Annotated in this window: 16 protein-coding genes; 11 read left to right on the plus strand and 5 right to left on the minus strand. The window is 61.7% G+C overall.

Going from position 1 to position 15,982, the window contains the following annotated elements; all coding sequences use genetic code 11:
• The 8 genes from AC1DWF_RS04800 to AC1DWF_RS04835 all read left to right on the plus strand — a co-directional run.
• A partial coding sequence (locus AC1DWF_RS04800) for a GntR family transcriptional regulator (RefSeq protein ID WP_476841484.1) occupies positions 1–486 on the plus strand: 486 nt, incomplete at its 5' end.
• 69 nt (positions 487–555) lie between these two features.
• Positions 556–1,242 (plus strand): N-acetylmannosamine-6-phosphate 2-epimerase, encoded by a 687-nt coding sequence (locus AC1DWF_RS04805; protein WP_476784626.1) that lies wholly within the window; start codon positions 556–558, stop codon positions 1,240–1,242.
• 5 nt (positions 1,243–1,247) lie between these two features.
• Positions 1,248–2,096, plus strand: a complete 849-nt coding sequence (locus AC1DWF_RS04810) for an ROK family protein (protein ID WP_476784627.1) — start codon at positions 1,248–1,250, stop codon at positions 2,094–2,096.
• 13 nt (positions 2,097–2,109) lie between these two features.
• Complete coding sequence (locus AC1DWF_RS04815; RefSeq protein WP_476784628.1) at positions 2,110–3,438, plus strand: extracellular solute-binding protein; 1,329 nt, start codon at positions 2,110–2,112, stop codon at positions 3,436–3,438.
• Between the two features lie 246 nt (positions 3,439–3,684).
• Positions 3,685–4,569 (plus strand): carbohydrate ABC transporter permease, encoded by an 885-nt coding sequence (locus tag AC1DWF_RS04820; protein WP_476784629.1) that lies wholly within the window; start codon positions 3,685–3,687, stop codon positions 4,567–4,569.
• The gene (locus AC1DWF_RS04825; RefSeq protein WP_476841485.1) at positions 4,569–5,390 is read left to right on the plus strand and encodes a carbohydrate ABC transporter permease; all 822 of its coding nucleotides are present in this window, start codon (positions 4,569–4,571) and stop codon (positions 5,388–5,390) included. Before AC1DWF_RS04820 ends, AC1DWF_RS04825 begins: the two co-directional genes overlap by 1 nt.
• Positions 5,391–5,412: 22 nt before the next feature.
• Positions 5,413–6,474 carry an ABC transporter ATP-binding protein gene (locus AC1DWF_RS04830; RefSeq protein WP_476788782.1) on the plus strand — a complete coding sequence of 354 codons (1,062 nt, stop codon included), beginning with the start codon at positions 5,413–5,415 and terminating at the stop codon, positions 6,472–6,474.
• Between the two features lie 83 nt (positions 6,475–6,557).
• On the plus strand, positions 6,558–7,400 hold the full coding sequence (locus tag AC1DWF_RS04835) for an SDR family NAD(P)-dependent oxidoreductase (RefSeq protein ID WP_476784505.1): 843 nt from the start codon (positions 6,558–6,560) through the stop codon (positions 7,398–7,400).
• 173 nt (positions 7,401–7,573) lie between these two features.
• Here the strand turns inward: AC1DWF_RS04835 and scpB are convergent, their stop codons facing one another.
• Positions 7,574–8,311, minus strand: coding sequence for an SMC-Scp complex subunit ScpB (gene scpB, locus AC1DWF_RS04840; RefSeq protein ID WP_476784506.1), 738 nt, complete (start codon positions 8,309–8,311; stop codon positions 7,574–7,576).
• Positions 8,312–8,314: 3 nt separating this feature from the next.
• On the minus strand, positions 8,315–9,280 hold the full coding sequence (locus AC1DWF_RS04845; RefSeq protein WP_476784507.1) for a DUF1403 family protein: 966 nt from the start codon (positions 9,278–9,280) through the stop codon (positions 8,315–8,317).
• A gap of 260 nt (positions 9,281–9,540) precedes the next feature.
• Here AC1DWF_RS04845 and AC1DWF_RS04850 point away from each other — a divergent pair, with 260 nt between their 5' ends.
• From AC1DWF_RS04850 to AC1DWF_RS04860, 3 genes are read left to right on the plus strand one after another with little or no spacing between them, the layout of a single operon-like run.
• On the plus strand, positions 9,541–9,795 hold the full coding sequence (locus tag AC1DWF_RS04850; RefSeq protein WP_476784508.1) for a type II toxin-antitoxin system VapB family antitoxin: 255 nt from the start codon (positions 9,541–9,543) through the stop codon (positions 9,793–9,795).
• Positions 9,795–10,199 (plus strand): type II toxin-antitoxin system VapC family toxin, encoded by a 405-nt coding sequence (locus tag AC1DWF_RS04855; RefSeq protein WP_476784509.1) that lies wholly within the window; start codon positions 9,795–9,797, stop codon positions 10,197–10,199. Before AC1DWF_RS04850 ends, AC1DWF_RS04855 begins: the two co-directional genes overlap by 1 nt.
• Positions 10,189–11,388, plus strand: a complete 1,200-nt coding sequence (locus AC1DWF_RS04860) for a tyrosine-type recombinase/integrase (protein WP_476784510.1) — start codon at positions 10,189–10,191, stop codon at positions 11,386–11,388. The genes AC1DWF_RS04855 and AC1DWF_RS04860 overlap by 11 nt, the downstream gene beginning before the upstream one ends.
• 129 nt (positions 11,389–11,517) lie before the next feature.
• On the opposite strand, the gene repC is transcribed toward AC1DWF_RS04860, so the two are convergent.
• The 3 genes from repC to repA all read right to left on the minus strand — a co-directional run bounded on the left by repC (position 11,518) and on the right by repA (position 15,100).
• Positions 11,518–12,726, minus strand: a complete 1,209-nt coding sequence (gene repC / locus AC1DWF_RS04865; protein WP_476784512.1) for a plasmid replication protein RepC — start codon at positions 12,724–12,726, stop codon at positions 11,518–11,520.
• 155 nt (positions 12,727–12,881) lie between these two features.
• The gene (repB, locus tag AC1DWF_RS04870) at positions 12,882–13,910 is read right to left on the minus strand and encodes a plasmid partitioning protein RepB (protein WP_476784511.1); all 1,029 of its coding nucleotides are present in this window, start codon (positions 13,908–13,910) and stop codon (positions 12,882–12,884) included.
• On the minus strand, positions 13,910–15,100 hold the full coding sequence (gene repA, locus AC1DWF_RS04875) for a plasmid partitioning protein RepA (protein WP_476788783.1): 1,191 nt from the start codon (positions 15,098–15,100) through the stop codon (positions 13,910–13,912). The genes repB and repA overlap by 1 nt, the downstream gene beginning before the upstream one ends.
• Positions 15,101–15,982: the final 882 nt, after the last annotated feature.

Raw genomic sequence — 15,982 nt, forward strand, 5'->3', positions numbered from 1 at the left:
CGACTGGAGAAGTCGCTTGCGACCATGACCAGCTTCTCCGAGGACATGCGCTCGCGCGGACTGGAGCCTGGCTGCGTATGGATTTCGCGCGAGATTTCACGGCCATCGCCGGCCGAGATGATGGCTTTGGGCATCTCCGGCAGTGAAAAGGTCGTTCGCCTGCGCCGCCTCCGCACCGCCGACGACACGCCCATCGCCATCGAGATCGCCACGCTGCCGGCCCGTTTTGTGCCCGATCCGCAAGCTGTTCAAGCCTCGCTCTACGAATATCTCGAGGCAACCGGCGCCAAGCCCGTTCGCGCGCTGCAGCGCATGCAAGCCAAGCCTGCGAGCGAAGAGGAGCGCCAGTTGCTCGGCACACCCGACGATGCCAGCCTCCTCATCATGGAGCGCCGCTGCTTCCTCGCCGACGGCCAGATCGTCGAGTTCACCCAGACCAAATACCGCGGCGACGTCTACGACTTCGTCATCGAATTGATGCGATAATACCAGTTCAAAGCCTGTTGCAATCTGGTCTTAGACTGCTACCGTTTGGGCATCACAGGAGATGCCCGCGTGCCGCTTGACTTCAAAGCCCTCGACAATGGTCTCATCGTATCCTGCCAGCCCGTGAAGGGTGGAGCCATGGACAAGGCCGAGATGGTTGTGGGCTTCGCGCTGGCGGCCATCGACGGCGGTGCCGCCGCCCTACGCATTGAATCCGCCGAGTACGTTGCAGCCGTCCGCGTAGCCACCGAAAAGCCGATCGTCGGCCTGGTCAAGCGCGACCTCGACGACACGCCCGTCCGCATCACGCCTTGGCTCGAAGACGTCGATGCGCTCGCTGCAGCTGGCGCCGATATCATCGCCTATGACGCCACCCAGCGCATCCGCCCGGTTTCGACTAGGGCGCTTATCGAACGCATCCATTCCCACGGCCGCGCCGCCATGGCTGACTGCTCCGTCATCTCCGATTCCGAGCAGGCGCTGGCCGAGGGCGCCGATGTCGTCGGCTCCACGCTTGCCGGCTACACCGGCCCGGTCGAGCCGACGGAACCCGATTTCGCGCTGATATCGGCGATGCGCAAGCTAACGCCGTACGTAGTCGCAGAGGGCAATGTCCGCACCCCCGCCCAGGCGCAGCAGGCGCTGGCATCGGGCGCATCGATGGTCGTGGTTGGCTCCGCCATCACCCGGCCGGAATATGTTACCTCCTGGTTCCGCTCGGCACTCGACGAAACCATCGCCAAGGCCGGAGCCTGATTGCCATGGCCGACACCGTTCTCGCGCTTGACATCGGCGGCACCAAGATGCTCGCCGCGCTCGTGCGCGGGTCCGAGGTGGTCGAGACGCACAAGATGCCGACCCCGCGCAGCGGCGACCCCGAGCAGTGGCTGACGGCCCTGTTCGACGCGATTTCAGGCTGGAAAGGCCGCTACGGCACAACAGGCGTTGCCATCAGCGGCATCATCGACGACGGCTGCTGGTCGCCACTCAACCGCAAGACGCTCGACATTCCGGAACGCTTTCCGCTGGTCGCGACCGTCAGCAGGCTCGCAGAAGCCGAGACCGTACTCGCCGCCAACGACGCGCAGGCCGCCGCCTGGGGCGAATTCGCCTTCGGCGCCGGCCAAGGCCAAGATCTCGTCTTCCTCACCATTTCGACCGGAATTGGCGGCGGCATCGTCGTCAACGGCCGCCTGCTCGGCGGGCTCGCCGGTCATTTTGGCCTGCTGCGCAGCCTTGATGAGAACACAGGTGTTTTCGAGGACCACGTCTCCGGCAATTGGATAGCTGCACAGGCAGCACCTCACCAAGCCGGGGCCACTGCGCGCGAGGTCTTCGAGGCGGCCGCGGCGGGCCACGCCTGGGCGAAGGACATTATCAAGGCGTCGGTGCGCCAGACCGCCCTTTTGTGCAGCAACATCAAGCTCATGCTCGACCCCGCCCGCATCGTCATCGGCGGCGGTATTGGACTTGCGCCTGGGTATCTCGAATCCGTCCGGCAGGCGCTGGGAAGCCTGCCGCCAGGGCTCACCCCGCAGCTTCACGCAGCAGCACTCGGAGAGAGCGCCGGCGTCGTGGGCATCGCGGATTTAGCAAACCGTCAGAACTGAATAAGAGGGACACATGACATTTTCGAAGATCAGAAAGGGCGGCCTGATCGCGGCCGCGATCGCCAGCCTTCTGGCGAGCCCCGCCTTCGCCAAGGTGACCGTGCTCGGCTGGCCGGGTGGCCCCGAAGAAACCGCGCTGCGCGCGGCTGCCGATGCCTACAACGCCAAGGCCGACGTATCGGCCGACAACAAAGTCGAGCTGCTGTTCTTCAACCGCGACGGCTTCTGGGACAAGCTGCAGGCAGACCTCGCCGCCGGCTCCAAGGCCTTCGACGTCAACCTGCTCGCCACCTACTCCATCGGCCGCTACGCCCCGTTCATGGAGCCGGTCGAGCTGTCGGACGAGGCCAAGGCCGTCTATGGCGACTCGGTGCTGACCACCATGCAGTACGAAGGCAAGCAGTTCGGCGTGCCGACCGATCTCTCGCTGCACTTCATGTACTACCGCAAGGACCTGATCGACGCGCTGCTCAAGGATGACGCGGCCAAGGCCAAGTTCGCCGAGATCTCAGAGAAGCACCTCGGCAAGAAGCTCGAGCCGAAGAACCCGGACGAATGGACCTGGGACGACTACGCGGCGACCGCGCTCTACTTCACGCAAGCCGTGAACCCCGACAGCCCGACCCGCTACGGCACCGTGCTGCAGCTCAAGAACCTGCTGTTCAACATGATGGTGTTCCAGTCGCTGCCGCGCGCCTTTGGCGGCAACTGGATGGACGAGAGCGGCAAGGTGACGGTCAACTCCGATGCCTATCGCAAGGGCCTCGAGACCTACAAGCTGCTCTATGACGCCGGCGCCACCCCGCGCGACTCGCTGTCCTACGAGTTCGCCGAAGCCAACGCCGCCTACGCCTCCGGCCAGGTTGCCGCGATGGTGCAGTGGAACGCCGCCGCTTCCGACCTCACCTCGAAGGAGAAGTCGCCGACGGTTGCTGAAGTCACCGAGACGATCGCGCCGCCGGCCGGCCCCGAGGGCCGCTTCACCCACATCCACGGCCTCGGCTTCGGCCTCAACAAGAACTCCGAGAACAAGGACGGCGCCAAGGCCTTCATCAAGTGGCTGTCGTCGAAGGAAGCGGCGCTGATCTACGCCAGGAACAGCGGCGCGCCTGCGCTCACGCCCGACGTCGTCAAGGAAGTGGCGACTGAGCGTCCCGACCTGGTCAAGCTCGGCGAATTCGCCAGCAAGTACGGCTACGTCATGAACGGCGGTACGTCGGCCAAGGCGCTCTCGGTCTACGAACTCCAGGCCAAGGAGTTCACTGGCTACTGGTCGGGCCAGCAGTCGCTCGACGACGCGCTGAAGAACACCGAAAAGGGCATGACTGACCTGCTCAAGTAAGCGTTTGGCCGATGGCGGCGCCTTTGCCGCCATCGGCCATCTCAACAGGTTCAGGATTCGGCACCTCCCCGCGATTTCGTGCCTTGAGCATGTCGAAGGGGCGATCCTGGCACCATTTTCCCGCCCCGCCATGCGGGTTCGAGGTGCCGAGCCCTGAGCCTGCCGAAAGAGCGAGTTGGCGAGGCCCGTGGCTTCGGCCCACCAGCCACTATTGCTTCCATTGGGAAGCCAGCCGTAGATCGATTGATGACAACGCTTTCACAACGCACCCCCTCGTCCGAATTCAGGCTGCTGGCTCTCCCGGTGGTGCTGTTCCTGCTTGTGTTCCTCGGCTTCCCGGCGATCGTCAATCTCGTCTATTCGGTCTCGGAGGTTACCTTCGAGAACCTGCGGCACCCCGAGATCACTGGCTTTTCCAACTTTGCCGCTGTCTGGAACGACTCATCGTTCTGGCAGGCGACGTGGTTTTCGCTACGCTTCGGGTTGCTGACGGCGCTGCTCGAATGCGCGCTCGGTCTGTTCCTCGCCATCTTCTTGTCGCCGCTCATTGAAAAGCGCAGCTGGCTGATGGCGATCCTGATGCTGCCGCTGATGGTGGCGCCGGCACTTGTTGGCCTGATGTATCGCCTCGTGCTGCACGAATTCGTCGGCCCRGTACCCTATTATCTCTGGACCTGGTTCGGCGCTAGCTTCTCGTTCCTCGGGCCGGCCTCTGCCTTTTGGACGTTGGTCGTGGTCGAGACGCTGCAGTGGACGCCCTTCGCCTTCCTGCTGTTCTATATGGCCTACCAGGCCATCCCCAAGGAGATCGTCGAGGCGTCCGCCATGGACGGCGCGCGCTACCGCCACCGGCTCTGGTACATCGAGCTTCCGCTGATGGCGCCAACCATCGTTGTCGCACTGCTCATCCGCTTCATCGACGGCTTCCGCGTCTTCGACAACATTTATGTGCTGACCGGCAGCGGCCCTGGCGGCTCCACCGCCTCGCTGTCGATCTACATCTACGAGGCCTTCTTCAAGCAGGGCGCCATCGGCAAGGCGGTCGCCGCTTCCGTCATACTGTTTGCGGTGTCGTTCGCCGTACTCTACGGCCTCAACGCGCTTGCCGCCCGCCGCAAGGGAGCACGCTGATGATCAACGCCCTTCGCTGGATCGTCTTCGCCATCGCGGCACTCGCGATGAACTTCCCGATCCTCGTCACGCTCTCGACATCGCTCAAGAGTGCGCGCGAGCTGTCGACCAATCCGGGCCTGTGGGTGTACGCACCGACGCTCGACAACTACGCCGCGGTCTTCAAGGTCTCCGACCGGCTGAACATCTTCCTCTATCTCGCCAACAGCGTCGCGGTCGCGGCACTCGGCACCTTGCTTGCCGTAGCACTCGCTCTGCCCGCGGCTTATGCGATCGCCCGCGGCAAGGTCGGCGAGCGCACATTGTTGCCCTTCATCGTCAACCTGCGCGCCGTGCCGCTCATCATCTTCGCCATCCCGCTCTACATGATGTTCCAGTGGCTTGCGCTGCTCGACACCCGGCTCGGCCTTGGCCTGATCCTCACCATCGTCAACCTGCCGCTGGCGCTGGTCATTCTGGTCAACRCCATACGCGACCTGCCGGGGGAATTGGACGAGGCGGCACTGATGGACGGCGCAACGCGCTTCCAGATCCTGACCAGGGTCATCGCCCCGCTCTGCCGGCCGGCCATCGTCACCAGCCTGATCTTCGGCTTCATCACCGCCTGGAACGAGTTCCTGTTCGGCCTGATGCTGACCACGTCCAAGGCCGTTCCCATCACCGTTGGCGCCTCGTTCTTCTTCGCCGCCAGCGGCGGCGGCGTGCAATGGGGCGTAGCCTCGGCCGTCATGATCGTCGGCGCGCTGCCGCCGATGCTGCTCGGCCTCATCATGTATCGCCAGATCAGCGGCTCGATGACGGCAGGCGCGGTCAAGGGCTGAGACAGTTTCTTCGGAGAATTCAATGAGCACGATTTCACTGGAAAAAGCCGGCAAGCGCTACGGCGGCACAGAGATCATCAAGGATCTCGATCTCGACATCGCCAATGGCGAGTTCGTCGTCATCGTCGGCCCATCCGGTTGTGGCAAGTCCACGCTTTTGCGCATGATCGCCGGCCTGGAGGAAACCACCTCTGGCCGTCTGCTGATTGACGGCCGGGACGTCACCAAGGCGCCGCCGGTCGAGCGGCAACTCGCCATGGTGTTCCAGTCCTACGCGCTCTATCCGCACATGACCGTGCGCCAGAACATGGGCTTTGGGCTCAAGCTCGCGAAACTCTCGTCGGATGCGATCAAGGCCAAGGTCGACCAGGCCGCCGACACGCTGAAGCTCACCCATCTGCTCGAGCGCTACCCGCGCCAGCTGTCGGGCGGCCAGCGCCAGCGCGTTGCCATCGGCCGCGCGATCGTGCGCCAGCCGGTCGCCTTCCTGTTCGACGAGCCGCTGTCCAATCTCGACGCAGCGCTGCGGGTCGACATGCGCCTCGAGATCGCCAAGCTGCACCGGGCACTCGGCGCCACCATGATCTACGTAACTCATGACCAGGTCGAGGCGATGACGCTGGCCGATCGCATCGTCGTGCTCAAGGAAGGCCGCGTCATGCAACACGGCAGCCCGCACGAGCTCTACGAGCGGCCGGCCAATTTGTTCGTTGCTCAGTTCATCGGCAGCCCAAAAATGAACGTGCTCGCCTGCGCGCCCTCTGATGAAGGTAAGCTCGACCTTTCCGGGCAGGGCGCACTCGCTCTCGCCTTCTCCGGCACGCCAACCCAGCTCGGTGCCCGCCCCGAGCATCTGACGCTCGTTTCGCCCGAGGCCGGCAACTGCCGCGGCACGGTCGAGGTCGCCGAATATCTCGGCGGCAACACCAGTGTCTTCGTGCGCAACGACCGGCTTGGTCTGATCAACGTCAACGCGCCTGCGGATGCGCCGGTGCGCATCGGCGAGACTGTTGGCATCGCCATCGACGGTGCGCGCGTGTCGTTGTTCGACGCTGAGGGTTCCGCCATCGCCCGCGCTGCCTGATCGCTAAATATGCGAAAGCGACAGGCGAGTTTTGCCTACAATCCGTGACCTTCAATTGCCGAGCAATTCGAAACGCTCGCAGGATGATCAGTGCCCCAGGGCGATGCGTCACCGGTTGCGCTCGTGGCATGGGCGCTGGCGCTGCGGTCCGCGCCGCCCGTGAAGGCGCAAACATCATCGGCGTCGGCTGGATCAAGGATCTCGGTGAAAAGACCATCGCCGACATCGTCGCTGCCAGTGGAAAAGCCACTTTTGTTTATGGCGACGTCGGCGAGACTGACGCCTGCGAAAAGATGGTCAAAACAGCCGTTGATAGCTATGGCAGCCTCGACCTGGCGCTCAACAATGCGGGCGTCATGGACGGCGTCTATTCGGGCGATCCGATAGACTACCAGGCACAGAAGCCGCTGATTTTCGCCCCGATCCACAAGGCCACCGACGAGTATTGGGACCGTGTCTTTCACAGTGGCCTTTTCCGCTGCATGCGCGCCGAACTCATGCAGATGGTTGCGCAAGGGCGCGGCGGCCCGATCGTCAACCTGGCCTCCATCGCCGGCATGACTGGTCTGGCCGGAAATCCCGCCTACGTCGCTTCCAAGCATGCGGTCAACGGCCTCACCCGCAATGCGGCCATCGACTACGCGCCGCATGGCATCCGGGTCAATTCCGTCAACATGGCGGCGACCGACACTCCGATGGTCGAGCGCGCGGGGATCCTGGTCGCCGAGGCCACGAAGGCCAACAAATCGACTGGGCCTAACATGGGCCGAGCCAAGACCTTCAGCCTCCTTGCCTATGCGGACCCCAAGCAGCGTCCGGCAACCATTGCCGAGCAGGTGTCGACAATGCTCTTCCTTCTATCCAACGAGGCGTCCAATCTCACCGGCGGCGTGTTCCCGACCGAAGGTTGCTGGACGTCGTACTAGCTGTTTAGTCCCGGCATTTGCTGGAGCGGACTGACGTGAACCAGTCGGGCTGGGAGGTCCACGCCGGCGTACGTTTCACTGGGGCAGTGCCGAACGCGCCACAATTCCTTCCCTAACCTAAGCCCTCCGGACATGCTGTTGCRCTGACGATCTGACCGGCCCTTGGTTGGCTGTTAGATTTCCCTCATCGCCTCACCATCAAAGACTCCGCTATCCGATAGGTCGCTGTCATCGTCCCCTTCGCCTCTTAGAGGGCCGACGGGAATACCACCCGCCAGCAGCATGTCTTTACTGAGCAGACCGGCATCCTCGAGCGACTCGAAGTCGGGCAGGTCGCGCAGCGTATTGAGCCCGAAGTGGGACATAAACGCCCGCGTCGTCACATAGGTATAGGGCGCTCCCGGTTGCGGGCTGCGGGGGCCGGAGGCGATGAAGTCTTGCGAGCGCAGCACACCTATCAGATCGCGGCTGACTTCCTTACCTAAGAAGGATGACAGATCGGCACGGGTGATCGGCTGGAAATAGGCGATGCACATCAGTACGAGACTTTCCGACTGCGACAGGGTTTTTGACCCCGGCCCGCCATCCGCGCCCTGCCCGGTGGCTGCCCGGATTGCATCGGAATAGACCCGGCGGGTCCGATGCTGCCAGCCGCCGGCAACAGCGACCAGTTCGTACGGCCGGCTACGCAACTCGTTGCGGATGTCATCGATGATCAGGTCGATGCTGCAGCATTTGCCGACTACACGCGCCAAGACCTCAGGAGACACCGGCTCACGTGCAGCGAAGATCACGGCTTCGACCCGGCCCATCCATTCGCGCCAGCGCAGATCCGCCGGCAGATGCTCAAGTTCAGTGTCCAGCTGCTTCGGCTGGGCTTTGTCTGCTCTTCGGCCGGTCTGATCAGCCATCGCCTAGAGCCCGTACAGCCGAAACGTCGACCGCCCCGACAGTTCGCGCACGGCGTCGAACGTCCGCAAGCGCTCAAACAGTCGCCGCGACGCAAACCGTGACAGGTTTCTGGTCGTCAGCGACCCAGAAATCGCGTCTTCATCGAGCAGTTTCTGGATCGCCTCCCCAGCCCCCTTGGCACGTAGTTTTGGCGCTACCGCCATCAACCGATCGGCGCGCCGGGAAATCTCTGCCCCCAGCCGGCAGGCCTCGGCGGCACCGTGCGCTAGCGCCAGGTACACCGACCGCTCAAAATTTTGCTCCCCAGGCCGGATTCTTGCGGCGATCCCGCGGCCGCCTTCGGTTCGGAAGGCCGGCGTAAAAACTTGCGCCATTAAAAGTGGTACCGGCATTTTCCAGAGCAGCTTCCGCGACAGCACAAGATCAGCCAGCCACCATCCGAGCGGCTCGGCATCGGGACGCACGGCAAGAACCTGCGTGGCGATCGCTGTGGCGGCGAACGGCGCCGATCTGTTGTCGCTGGATAGCGCCAAGTCGTTGATCTGCATGGGAATGGTGGCCAGATCCTCGCTCCAACGCAGGCCGAGTAATTCCACGATGCCGGCAAGGGTATCGACATCGACAACCGGCGGCTTGGATGCCAACCGCCGCCAGCCAGTTAAAATGTTACCGGCCGGGCCCACATCGTCGCCAGGCCGGGTCATAAGCACGGCATCGCGCAACGCCGCTTCATCTTCGGTTCGACCAGCGAGACGCACAGCTGCGGTGGCGCATTTCAAGGCTTGGCGTTGGCGCCACGCGCCGGCCCATGCTGGCTCGCCACGCACCAAATTGTCCAAGGAGTTCAGGGCGGCGCCAGCCATGAAGGCCGCTTCTGCGTCGCTTGCGACATGCCCGCGCCACTGCGCCCAGCTGGGGACGCTCGGGGATTGATGGGCGACAAGCGGTGGCGCAGCGGTTGGAATCATGTTGGGGAGTGTAACAAGCCTGTGCGCTTATTGCCATTGCTGGGCAGCAAACCGCACAGCCTGTTGGCAATCTACAACGACTGATAATGTTGCATTATCGCTCGTTATGATCTCTATTCCGAAAATGGCCTCTCTCGTCGAGCAAAACGCCGAAAAGGGTACTCGGCGGCGTTCTGCTCGACGACAGGAGGCGCGTGCAATTCCATCGCCGATAGGCTATCTAGGTATAAAATATACACGTAGGTAGATGGAACCTCTTTATGGCATTGAGCATCAAGGATCCCGAGACGGAACGCCTCGCCCGCAGCCTAGCGGAACGAACGGGCGAAACGATCACGGTTGCCACTCGCCGCGCTCTTGAAGATAGGATGCGCCGGCTCGGATCCGACACACGCAAGGCTGCGCTTCTCGAAGATTTGGCTGCCAGCCGGCGGCGCTGGGGCACCATGTCAGTGCTCGACACACGTAGCGCCGACGACATCCTTGGCTACGATGAACACGGGTTGCCGAGCTGATGGTTATCGACACATCCGCAATTGTCGCGATCGCCAAAAACGAGCCTGAAGCGGCAACCTTCGAAAAGTTGATTGCCGACGATCCGGTGCGGCTCATCTCGACCGCCACGGTGTTGGAAGCAGCCATGGTGCTTGAGACGCGCTTCGGCGAACTCGGCGGGGCCGAACTTGATCTATGGCTTGCACGGGTGGAGGTCGACATAGTCGCGGTCGAGGTCGAACACGCCGATCAAGCGCGTCGCGCGTGGCGGCGTTATGGCAAAGGCCGTCATCCAGCCAGCTTGAACTATGGGGACTGTTTCTCCTACGCGCTTGCCAAGCTCGCCAATGAGCCCCTCCTCTTCAAGGGCAATGATTTCTCGCAAACTGACATCCGAGTAGTAGCGACAGGAAATGAACACTAAGAATTCACTCGCCACGTCGGCCGATAGCGATGGCGACGCTCTTCCCGACATCATCGATGTCGCGTTGGCGATGAAACAGCACCTGGATGCGGCGGTAGGGCCGAACACCTTGGTCATTCCAGATGACAAGCCCCCCTCTCCCACCCTGCTGCTCACCGAGGCTGCGCCTTCCGTCCGGCTTCCGGCGCAGCTCGATAGGCTTGCCCAACGCGCTCGCGGCTATGTCGAGGCGGCCAATTCCGCCAACACCCGCCGCGCCTATGCCGCGGACTGGAAGCATTTCGGCGATTGGCTCCGCCGCCAGGGCCTTGCGGCACTGCCGCCCGATCCCGAGACCGTCGGGCTTTACATCACCGCTTGTGCCTCTGGCAGCATCTCGGGTGGCCCAGGAGACGGCGCGGCAGCGCGTAAGGATGCCGTTTCCACCATCGAACGGCGCCTGTCGTCGCTTTCCTGGAACTATGCTCAGCGCGGCCTGTTCCTCGACAGGAAACAGCCCGCAATCGCCACAGTCGTGGCAGGCATCCGTAACGCCCATGCCCGGCCTTCCCGGCAGAAAGAAGCGATCCTGTCCGACGACCTCATCGCCATGCTGGAAACACTTGAGCGTGGCACTTTGCGGGGCATGCGCGACCGCGCGATGCTACTACTCGGCTTTGCCGGCGCCCTACGCCGCTCAGAGCTCGTCGGCCTCGACTGCGGCCGCGATCAGACACAGGACGGCCGTGGCTGGATCGAAGTCTTCCCAAGCAAGGGCATCCTCGTCACACTGCGCGGTAGGACCGGCTGGCGCGAGATTGAGATCGGCCGCGGTTCAGCTGATTCCACCTGCCCTGTCGTGGCGCTGGAAACCTGGTTAAACCTAGCCCGCATCGCCCACGGCCCGCTGTTCCGTCGCGTCACCGGGCAAGGCAAGCGCGTCGGCGCCGAACGGCTCAACGACCAAGAGGTTTCCCGTCTGGTCAAGCGCAGCGCACTGTCTGCCGGCGTGCGCGGCAACCTGACCGAGGGCGAACGCGTCAAGCTTTTTGCCGGCCATTCGCTTCGCGCCGGCCTTGCCTCGTCAGCAGAGGTCGACGAACGCTACGTGCAAAAGCAACTCGATGACACAAGCGCGGAAATGACACGCCGTTATCAGCAACGTCGGGACCGCTTCCGCATCAACCTCACCAAAGCAAGCGGCCTATAGAAGCCGAGAGGCTCCTCCCTGCCGTAGAGAGCACGAGAGTTCGACTTGCAGTGCGGCAGGAACATTGATTCGCCGTTTTGGGTACGACTTGAGAATAGCCGGTGAGGAATTGCTGCAGCTCCGCTGACCTTATCCTGCCCTGGCCTGGGGCCCTCCCCTGCCGCGCAACAGCGCCATCAGCACCGGTCCGATGGAGAACTCCCCGGCATTGGCCTTGGCTGTGAGGCTGCGCAGGTAGCCGCCGGGGCTGGCAATCGCCTCACCCCGCTGCAGCATTGCCGCCACCATGATCGCTGCGTCAACCGACCCCATCGCCTCGCAGGCTTGGTGCCACGCATCGGGACTGACGCCGAGCGCTCTGCCCACCAAGTTTGCCGTTTCCACCAGGTCAGCCCAGCCCGAAATGCCGTTTCGTGCGTAATCGGTAATGTCAGGGCATGCACGCAGCACCATGCCAAGCGGATATCCCGTTGGTGGCTGGTTCTTGATCACCAATTTCACGGCAGCAGTTGTCCACTGCGCTTTTTCTGGGCTGGGTTCAGATTCATGAGGATGTGTATCTGAATACTGTATGTGGCGCTCGAAATGAGACTCATTGGCGCTTGGTTTTTCAGTTTTAACGTGATTTTCCAGTGTCTTGCGCACCTCTTGGGCAACCAATGCAAACTCAGCGGCAATTGGTTCGAGCTCAAGGCGCGTCGCGGTGCGTGGAATGGCGTCTGCGATCTCACGATACCTTATGTGAAGGCGCTGCCAATCGGCAGTGATGCCCTCCTCCAGGCCAAAGGCGATCATCTTGGCGATGTCGCGGCGCAGGATGGTGATACGCTCGCGCACCAGCAAAAGCGCCCTTCGCTCGGCCCTGACAGTCTCAGCCAAACGCTCGAACTCCTCAGCACGTGCTAGAAGGGGGGAGAGGTCGAAACCGAAGGCCCACTTGATCGCCCCGTCAAAACCCTTGCGGGCGTAGCGCTTGCCATTTGGGCTGTCGCGGCGCACCACAAGGCCACATTCGACAAGTACCGACAGATGCCGCCGCAAAGTAGCGGGCGCCATGCCATGCGCACGAAGCGCAAGCTGCGTGTTTGATGGAAACACCACTAGCCCCTCCCCTTCCACGAGATCCGTGTCCGGATGGAAGCTCAGCAGCGCATTCAAAACAGCCAAAGCGCGATCGCTCGCCCCCAGCAATCCCTTGGCCTCACAGACCGTGCGAAACACCTGCCATTTGTTGGCACTGGTGCCGGGCGCACATCTGTCGGCTGCTAGTTGCCCTGCCACTATGGCAAGCGTCAGTGGCCGCCGCCCAAAGGGCGTCGTCGAGATATGATTCTCCATCATTTCCTTGCCTTTCAACGAGGCAAAAGAAATCCGCTCACCTGTTCGGTGCCGCAACTCTTGACAGTGATTCGAGGAAATGCGATTCTCTAGGTGTTCAAGCTACGAGAAGGGCTTCCACGACGGCAACGTTTGGGGGCCTTTTTCTTTTGCGGTCAGTCTCCTGTTTCAGTTTTTTCCGAATCCTTGAAAGCCCCATAGAGGCGTCCAAGATTCGCGGATATCCAGCCGCCAAAGCCTGCGGCATCCTTGTTTTTCAGGGCCAAAGTGTAGGTTTTGCCATTCGACTTGGCCGTCACGCTCACTGATTTGTCGGCTGGCGCCCATTCCAAGGACGGGCCTTGTGGAGCTGCCTTACCCGGTTTCTTCGTGAGTGCATCCATCACTCCTTGGAATCGGTTGTCGCTGGAGGCGTCCCTCATTGGACCTTGTGAGAGCATCGAAAGAAGGTCTGGAACCTTTGGAGCGATCGCCAACTCGGCCAACTCCATCCAGCGCCGACGACCAACTTCGGGCGCAGCCCCGATTGCCTCTATCAGCTCGGTAGGCACTTGGCGCGCAACGCTGATCATTTTTGACAGTGCGGCCTTGTCGACGCCAAGCGCTGACATGATCACGTCTCGTGCGAACGCACGGTCCTCAAGGCGTGCAGCAAACAACGCGCGTTCGATGAAAGACAGGTTGGTCCGCGCGTTGTTTTCTTGCCCCTGGCTGACCACCAATTCGTCGTCGGTGAGGTTTCGAACGACCGCACGAACCTTAATGCCTAGCTTGGAGACGGCTGCCACCCGGCGATGGCCATAGGCCACCTGATAGCGACCTTTGATCTCTGGATGGGGCCGAACAAGGATAGGAACCTGTTGTCCGTGGTCCTTGATCTGTTCCACCAGCAAAGACAGTTCTGCCACATCCATAGCGAGACGGTCGCGCACCATCGATGCGTCAACGAGCGCTGTCTCAAGTTCGACAACGGTGTTGCCCTCGGCCATCTGGCGCTCAAGATCGTGGGCGCGTTCGACCTTCTGGGTGATGTTTCCAAGAGTCTTGGCGATACCCCCGATCGGGGCAGTGTTGCGCACGCCAGCTGGCACCATCCCGGCAATCGGCCGTGAAGCCGAAAGTGCCTCGGAAGGTCGTGGTGCCTCTCCGCCTGCCGAGACTTCAATCAGGTTCTTGCGCGCCATTATTTCCTCCCCCAAGTGGCCTTGAGAAGATCTTCGATCTCCGAGTTGACCTGGTTGAGCGATTCCATGGCACGGTCGTAGGTGCCGCGGGTGAACTGGGCGCGTTCCACTTCGTAGAGGGTTTGCTTAGTAACCCCTGCATCCGAGATCGCGGTAGACTTCAACATCGGACTCTGAAGCATACGGTTGCCGAAGATCGCTCGCATGAAGCCCGTCATCTGGCTTTGCGGCCCATCATTGGGCTCAAAGCGGGTAACGAGATAGCGCATCCAATCATAGCTGGTGCGGCCCCCTGCTCTCTCCACCACTGCCATAAGCTCGCTTGTCATGGCCAGGAACTGGCTCATCGACATCACGTCGAGCATCTGTGGGTGGACTGTGATCAGAACTGATGTCGCGGCACATAGCGCTGACATCGTCAGGAACCCCAGCTGCGGAGGGCAGTCGATGATCACGACATCGTATAGGCTCTCGATGGGCGCCAACGCTTCGCCAATTCGGGCAAAGAACATGGACGCAGCCTTCCCAGAAGCAATGGCGGTGGGCGTTTCGTGCTCAAACTCCATAAGCTCGAGATTGCCAGGGATGATGTGCAAGTTGGGGGTGTAAGTCGCACGAACGATATCGGCGACCGGGCGCGGATCTTCATACCTGATCGCCCCGTAAAGGGTCTCACCTTCGCCAACATCGAGCTCCGGCTGATGACCAAATAGCGCCGACAGTGAAGCTTGTGGGTCGAGATCGATCGCCAGAACCTTATAGCCCCTTATGGCGAGATATTGGGCAAGGTGCGCCGACGTCGTGGTCTTTGCCGAGCCCCCCTTGAAGTTCATGACGGCGATCACTTGGAGCTTCTCGCCAGCTCGCCGGTTGGGGACGTATTTCTGGGCTCCATTCTTCTCGTCGAGGGTGACGCGAATCCGGTCCATATCTTCAGGCGAGTATACGCGGCGGCCGTTAGCTAACGGCACCGGGCCATAGCCTTCGGAAGCCACTTGCCGCAGATACCCTTCGCCGATGCCGATGTAGTAAGCGGCCTCAGACGGCGTAAACTGCCGGATCGTCTTCTGCGAAGAAGGCGGAAATATCTTCTGCTGATGAAGCTGTAGCTGCCGTGACAGTTCCTGCGAATCCGCAGACAACATGGACGGAAGATGCTCCTGCTCGTTGTGTAACCTGTTCTGCAACATCCCTCAAACCTTGAACTGCGCATTTCGTGAAGAAAGAAGCCAAACTGCGCAGCTACAGTATGGCCCGATTCGTAAAGATTTGACAAACACTTAACCATAAGCGCCGCCAGTCGGTTGTCCGCGGACAACTCCAGCTTCCGGATGGCAAGTTGTCCGCGGACAACATAGTCGCATGCGTGCTTGAGATCGAAGCGACGGCCACTCCTCTGGAGCCGTTAAAGTGCCKGGTTCGCAGCCACAAACTGCGCCACAGCATTAATCGCCAAGGGGGAATGCGATAGTATTGTGGCTGGTGCTGCGTCCGCCCAGTTCTTCGGCAAAACAACATTACTTGCAGCCGAGAATGAGTTGCCAGTTCACGATGACTCCAAAATCCGCAACTGAACCTCGCCAGGAGCCAAGTCCGCGGAAGGCGACCGGCTCTGGGTAGTCTAGGTTCTCGATCGGCGCACAGCTAGCTCCATCGGTGACAGCTTTCCGAGAACCTGCCTCCGCGTGCCACGCTTGGCTCTGCCCAGGTGGTTGTCCGCTACACTTGCCGGAGGGCGGGAGCGGGGCTACGGAACCTCCGGGACTGAGTAAGGCCGCCTCGCGGGAAAAGGGAACTGGACTGAGCCCAATGTCCATCGGCTGCTTCCGACGATGACTGCGTCGTGCTGCGCCGCAACGTAAGATTGGAGCACGGACATGTTGGATCGTGGTGACCGGCAGTGCTTGCTCAAACCCACGCCTTGTCCGCTTTTGGTGGTGCCAACACGCTAAGCCAATGCCCAACTCATATCCGGAGCGACGATTGGATCGCGTTCAACGTCGTGCCGGAAACACAATTCGCGGCGAGCTTTCCTCTTCCCGCAAGACGCCAACAACACAGCCGCCGCGTCC

It is taken from the genome of Aminobacter sp. P4_D5 (assembly GCF_056401815.1).

What these genes read in the sequence shown, in the direction of transcription:
- AC1DWF_RS04855 (WP_476784509.1), top strand. Translation starts at nt 9,795, where the DNA reads ATGGTTATCGACACATCCGCAATTGTCGCGATCGCCAAAAACGAGCCT.
- scpB (WP_476784506.1), bottom strand. Translation starts at nt 8,311, where the DNA reads ATGGCTGATCAGACCGGCCGAAGAGCAGACAAAGCCCAGCCGAAGCAG.
- AC1DWF_RS04810 (WP_476784627.1), top strand. Translation starts at nt 1,248, where the DNA reads ATGGCCGACACCGTTCTCGCGCTTGACATCGGCGGCACCAAGATGCTC.
- repB (WP_476784511.1), bottom strand. Translation starts at nt 13,910, where the DNA reads ATGGCGCGCAAGAACCTGATTGAAGTCTCGGCAGGCGGAGAGGCACCA.
- AC1DWF_RS04850 (WP_476784508.1), top strand. Translation starts at nt 9,541, where the DNA reads ATGGCATTGAGCATCAAGGATCCCGAGACGGAACGCCTCGCCCGCAGC.
- AC1DWF_RS04860 (WP_476784510.1), top strand. Translation starts at nt 10,189, where the DNA reads ATGAACACTAAGAATTCACTCGCCACGTCGGCCGATAGCGATGGCGAC.
- repA (WP_476788783.1), bottom strand. Translation starts at nt 15,100, where the DNA reads ATGTTGCAGAACAGGTTACACAACGAGCAGGAGCATCTTCCGTCCATG.
- AC1DWF_RS04835 (WP_476784505.1), top strand. Translation starts at nt 6,558, where the DNA reads ATGATCAGTGCCCCAGGGCGATGCGTCACCGGTTGCGCTCGTGGCATG.
- AC1DWF_RS04815 (WP_476784628.1), top strand. Translation starts at nt 2,110, where the DNA reads ATGACATTTTCGAAGATCAGAAAGGGCGGCCTGATCGCGGCCGCGATC.
- AC1DWF_RS04830 (WP_476788782.1), top strand. Translation starts at nt 5,413, where the DNA reads ATGAGCACGATTTCACTGGAAAAAGCCGGCAAGCGCTACGGCGGCACA.
- AC1DWF_RS04845 (WP_476784507.1), bottom strand. Translation starts at nt 9,280, where the DNA reads ATGATTCCAACCGCTGCGCCACCGCTTGTCGCCCATCAATCCCCGAGC.
- repC (WP_476784512.1), bottom strand. Translation starts at nt 12,726, where the DNA reads ATGGAGAATCATATCTCGACGACGCCCTTTGGGCGGCGGCCACTGACG.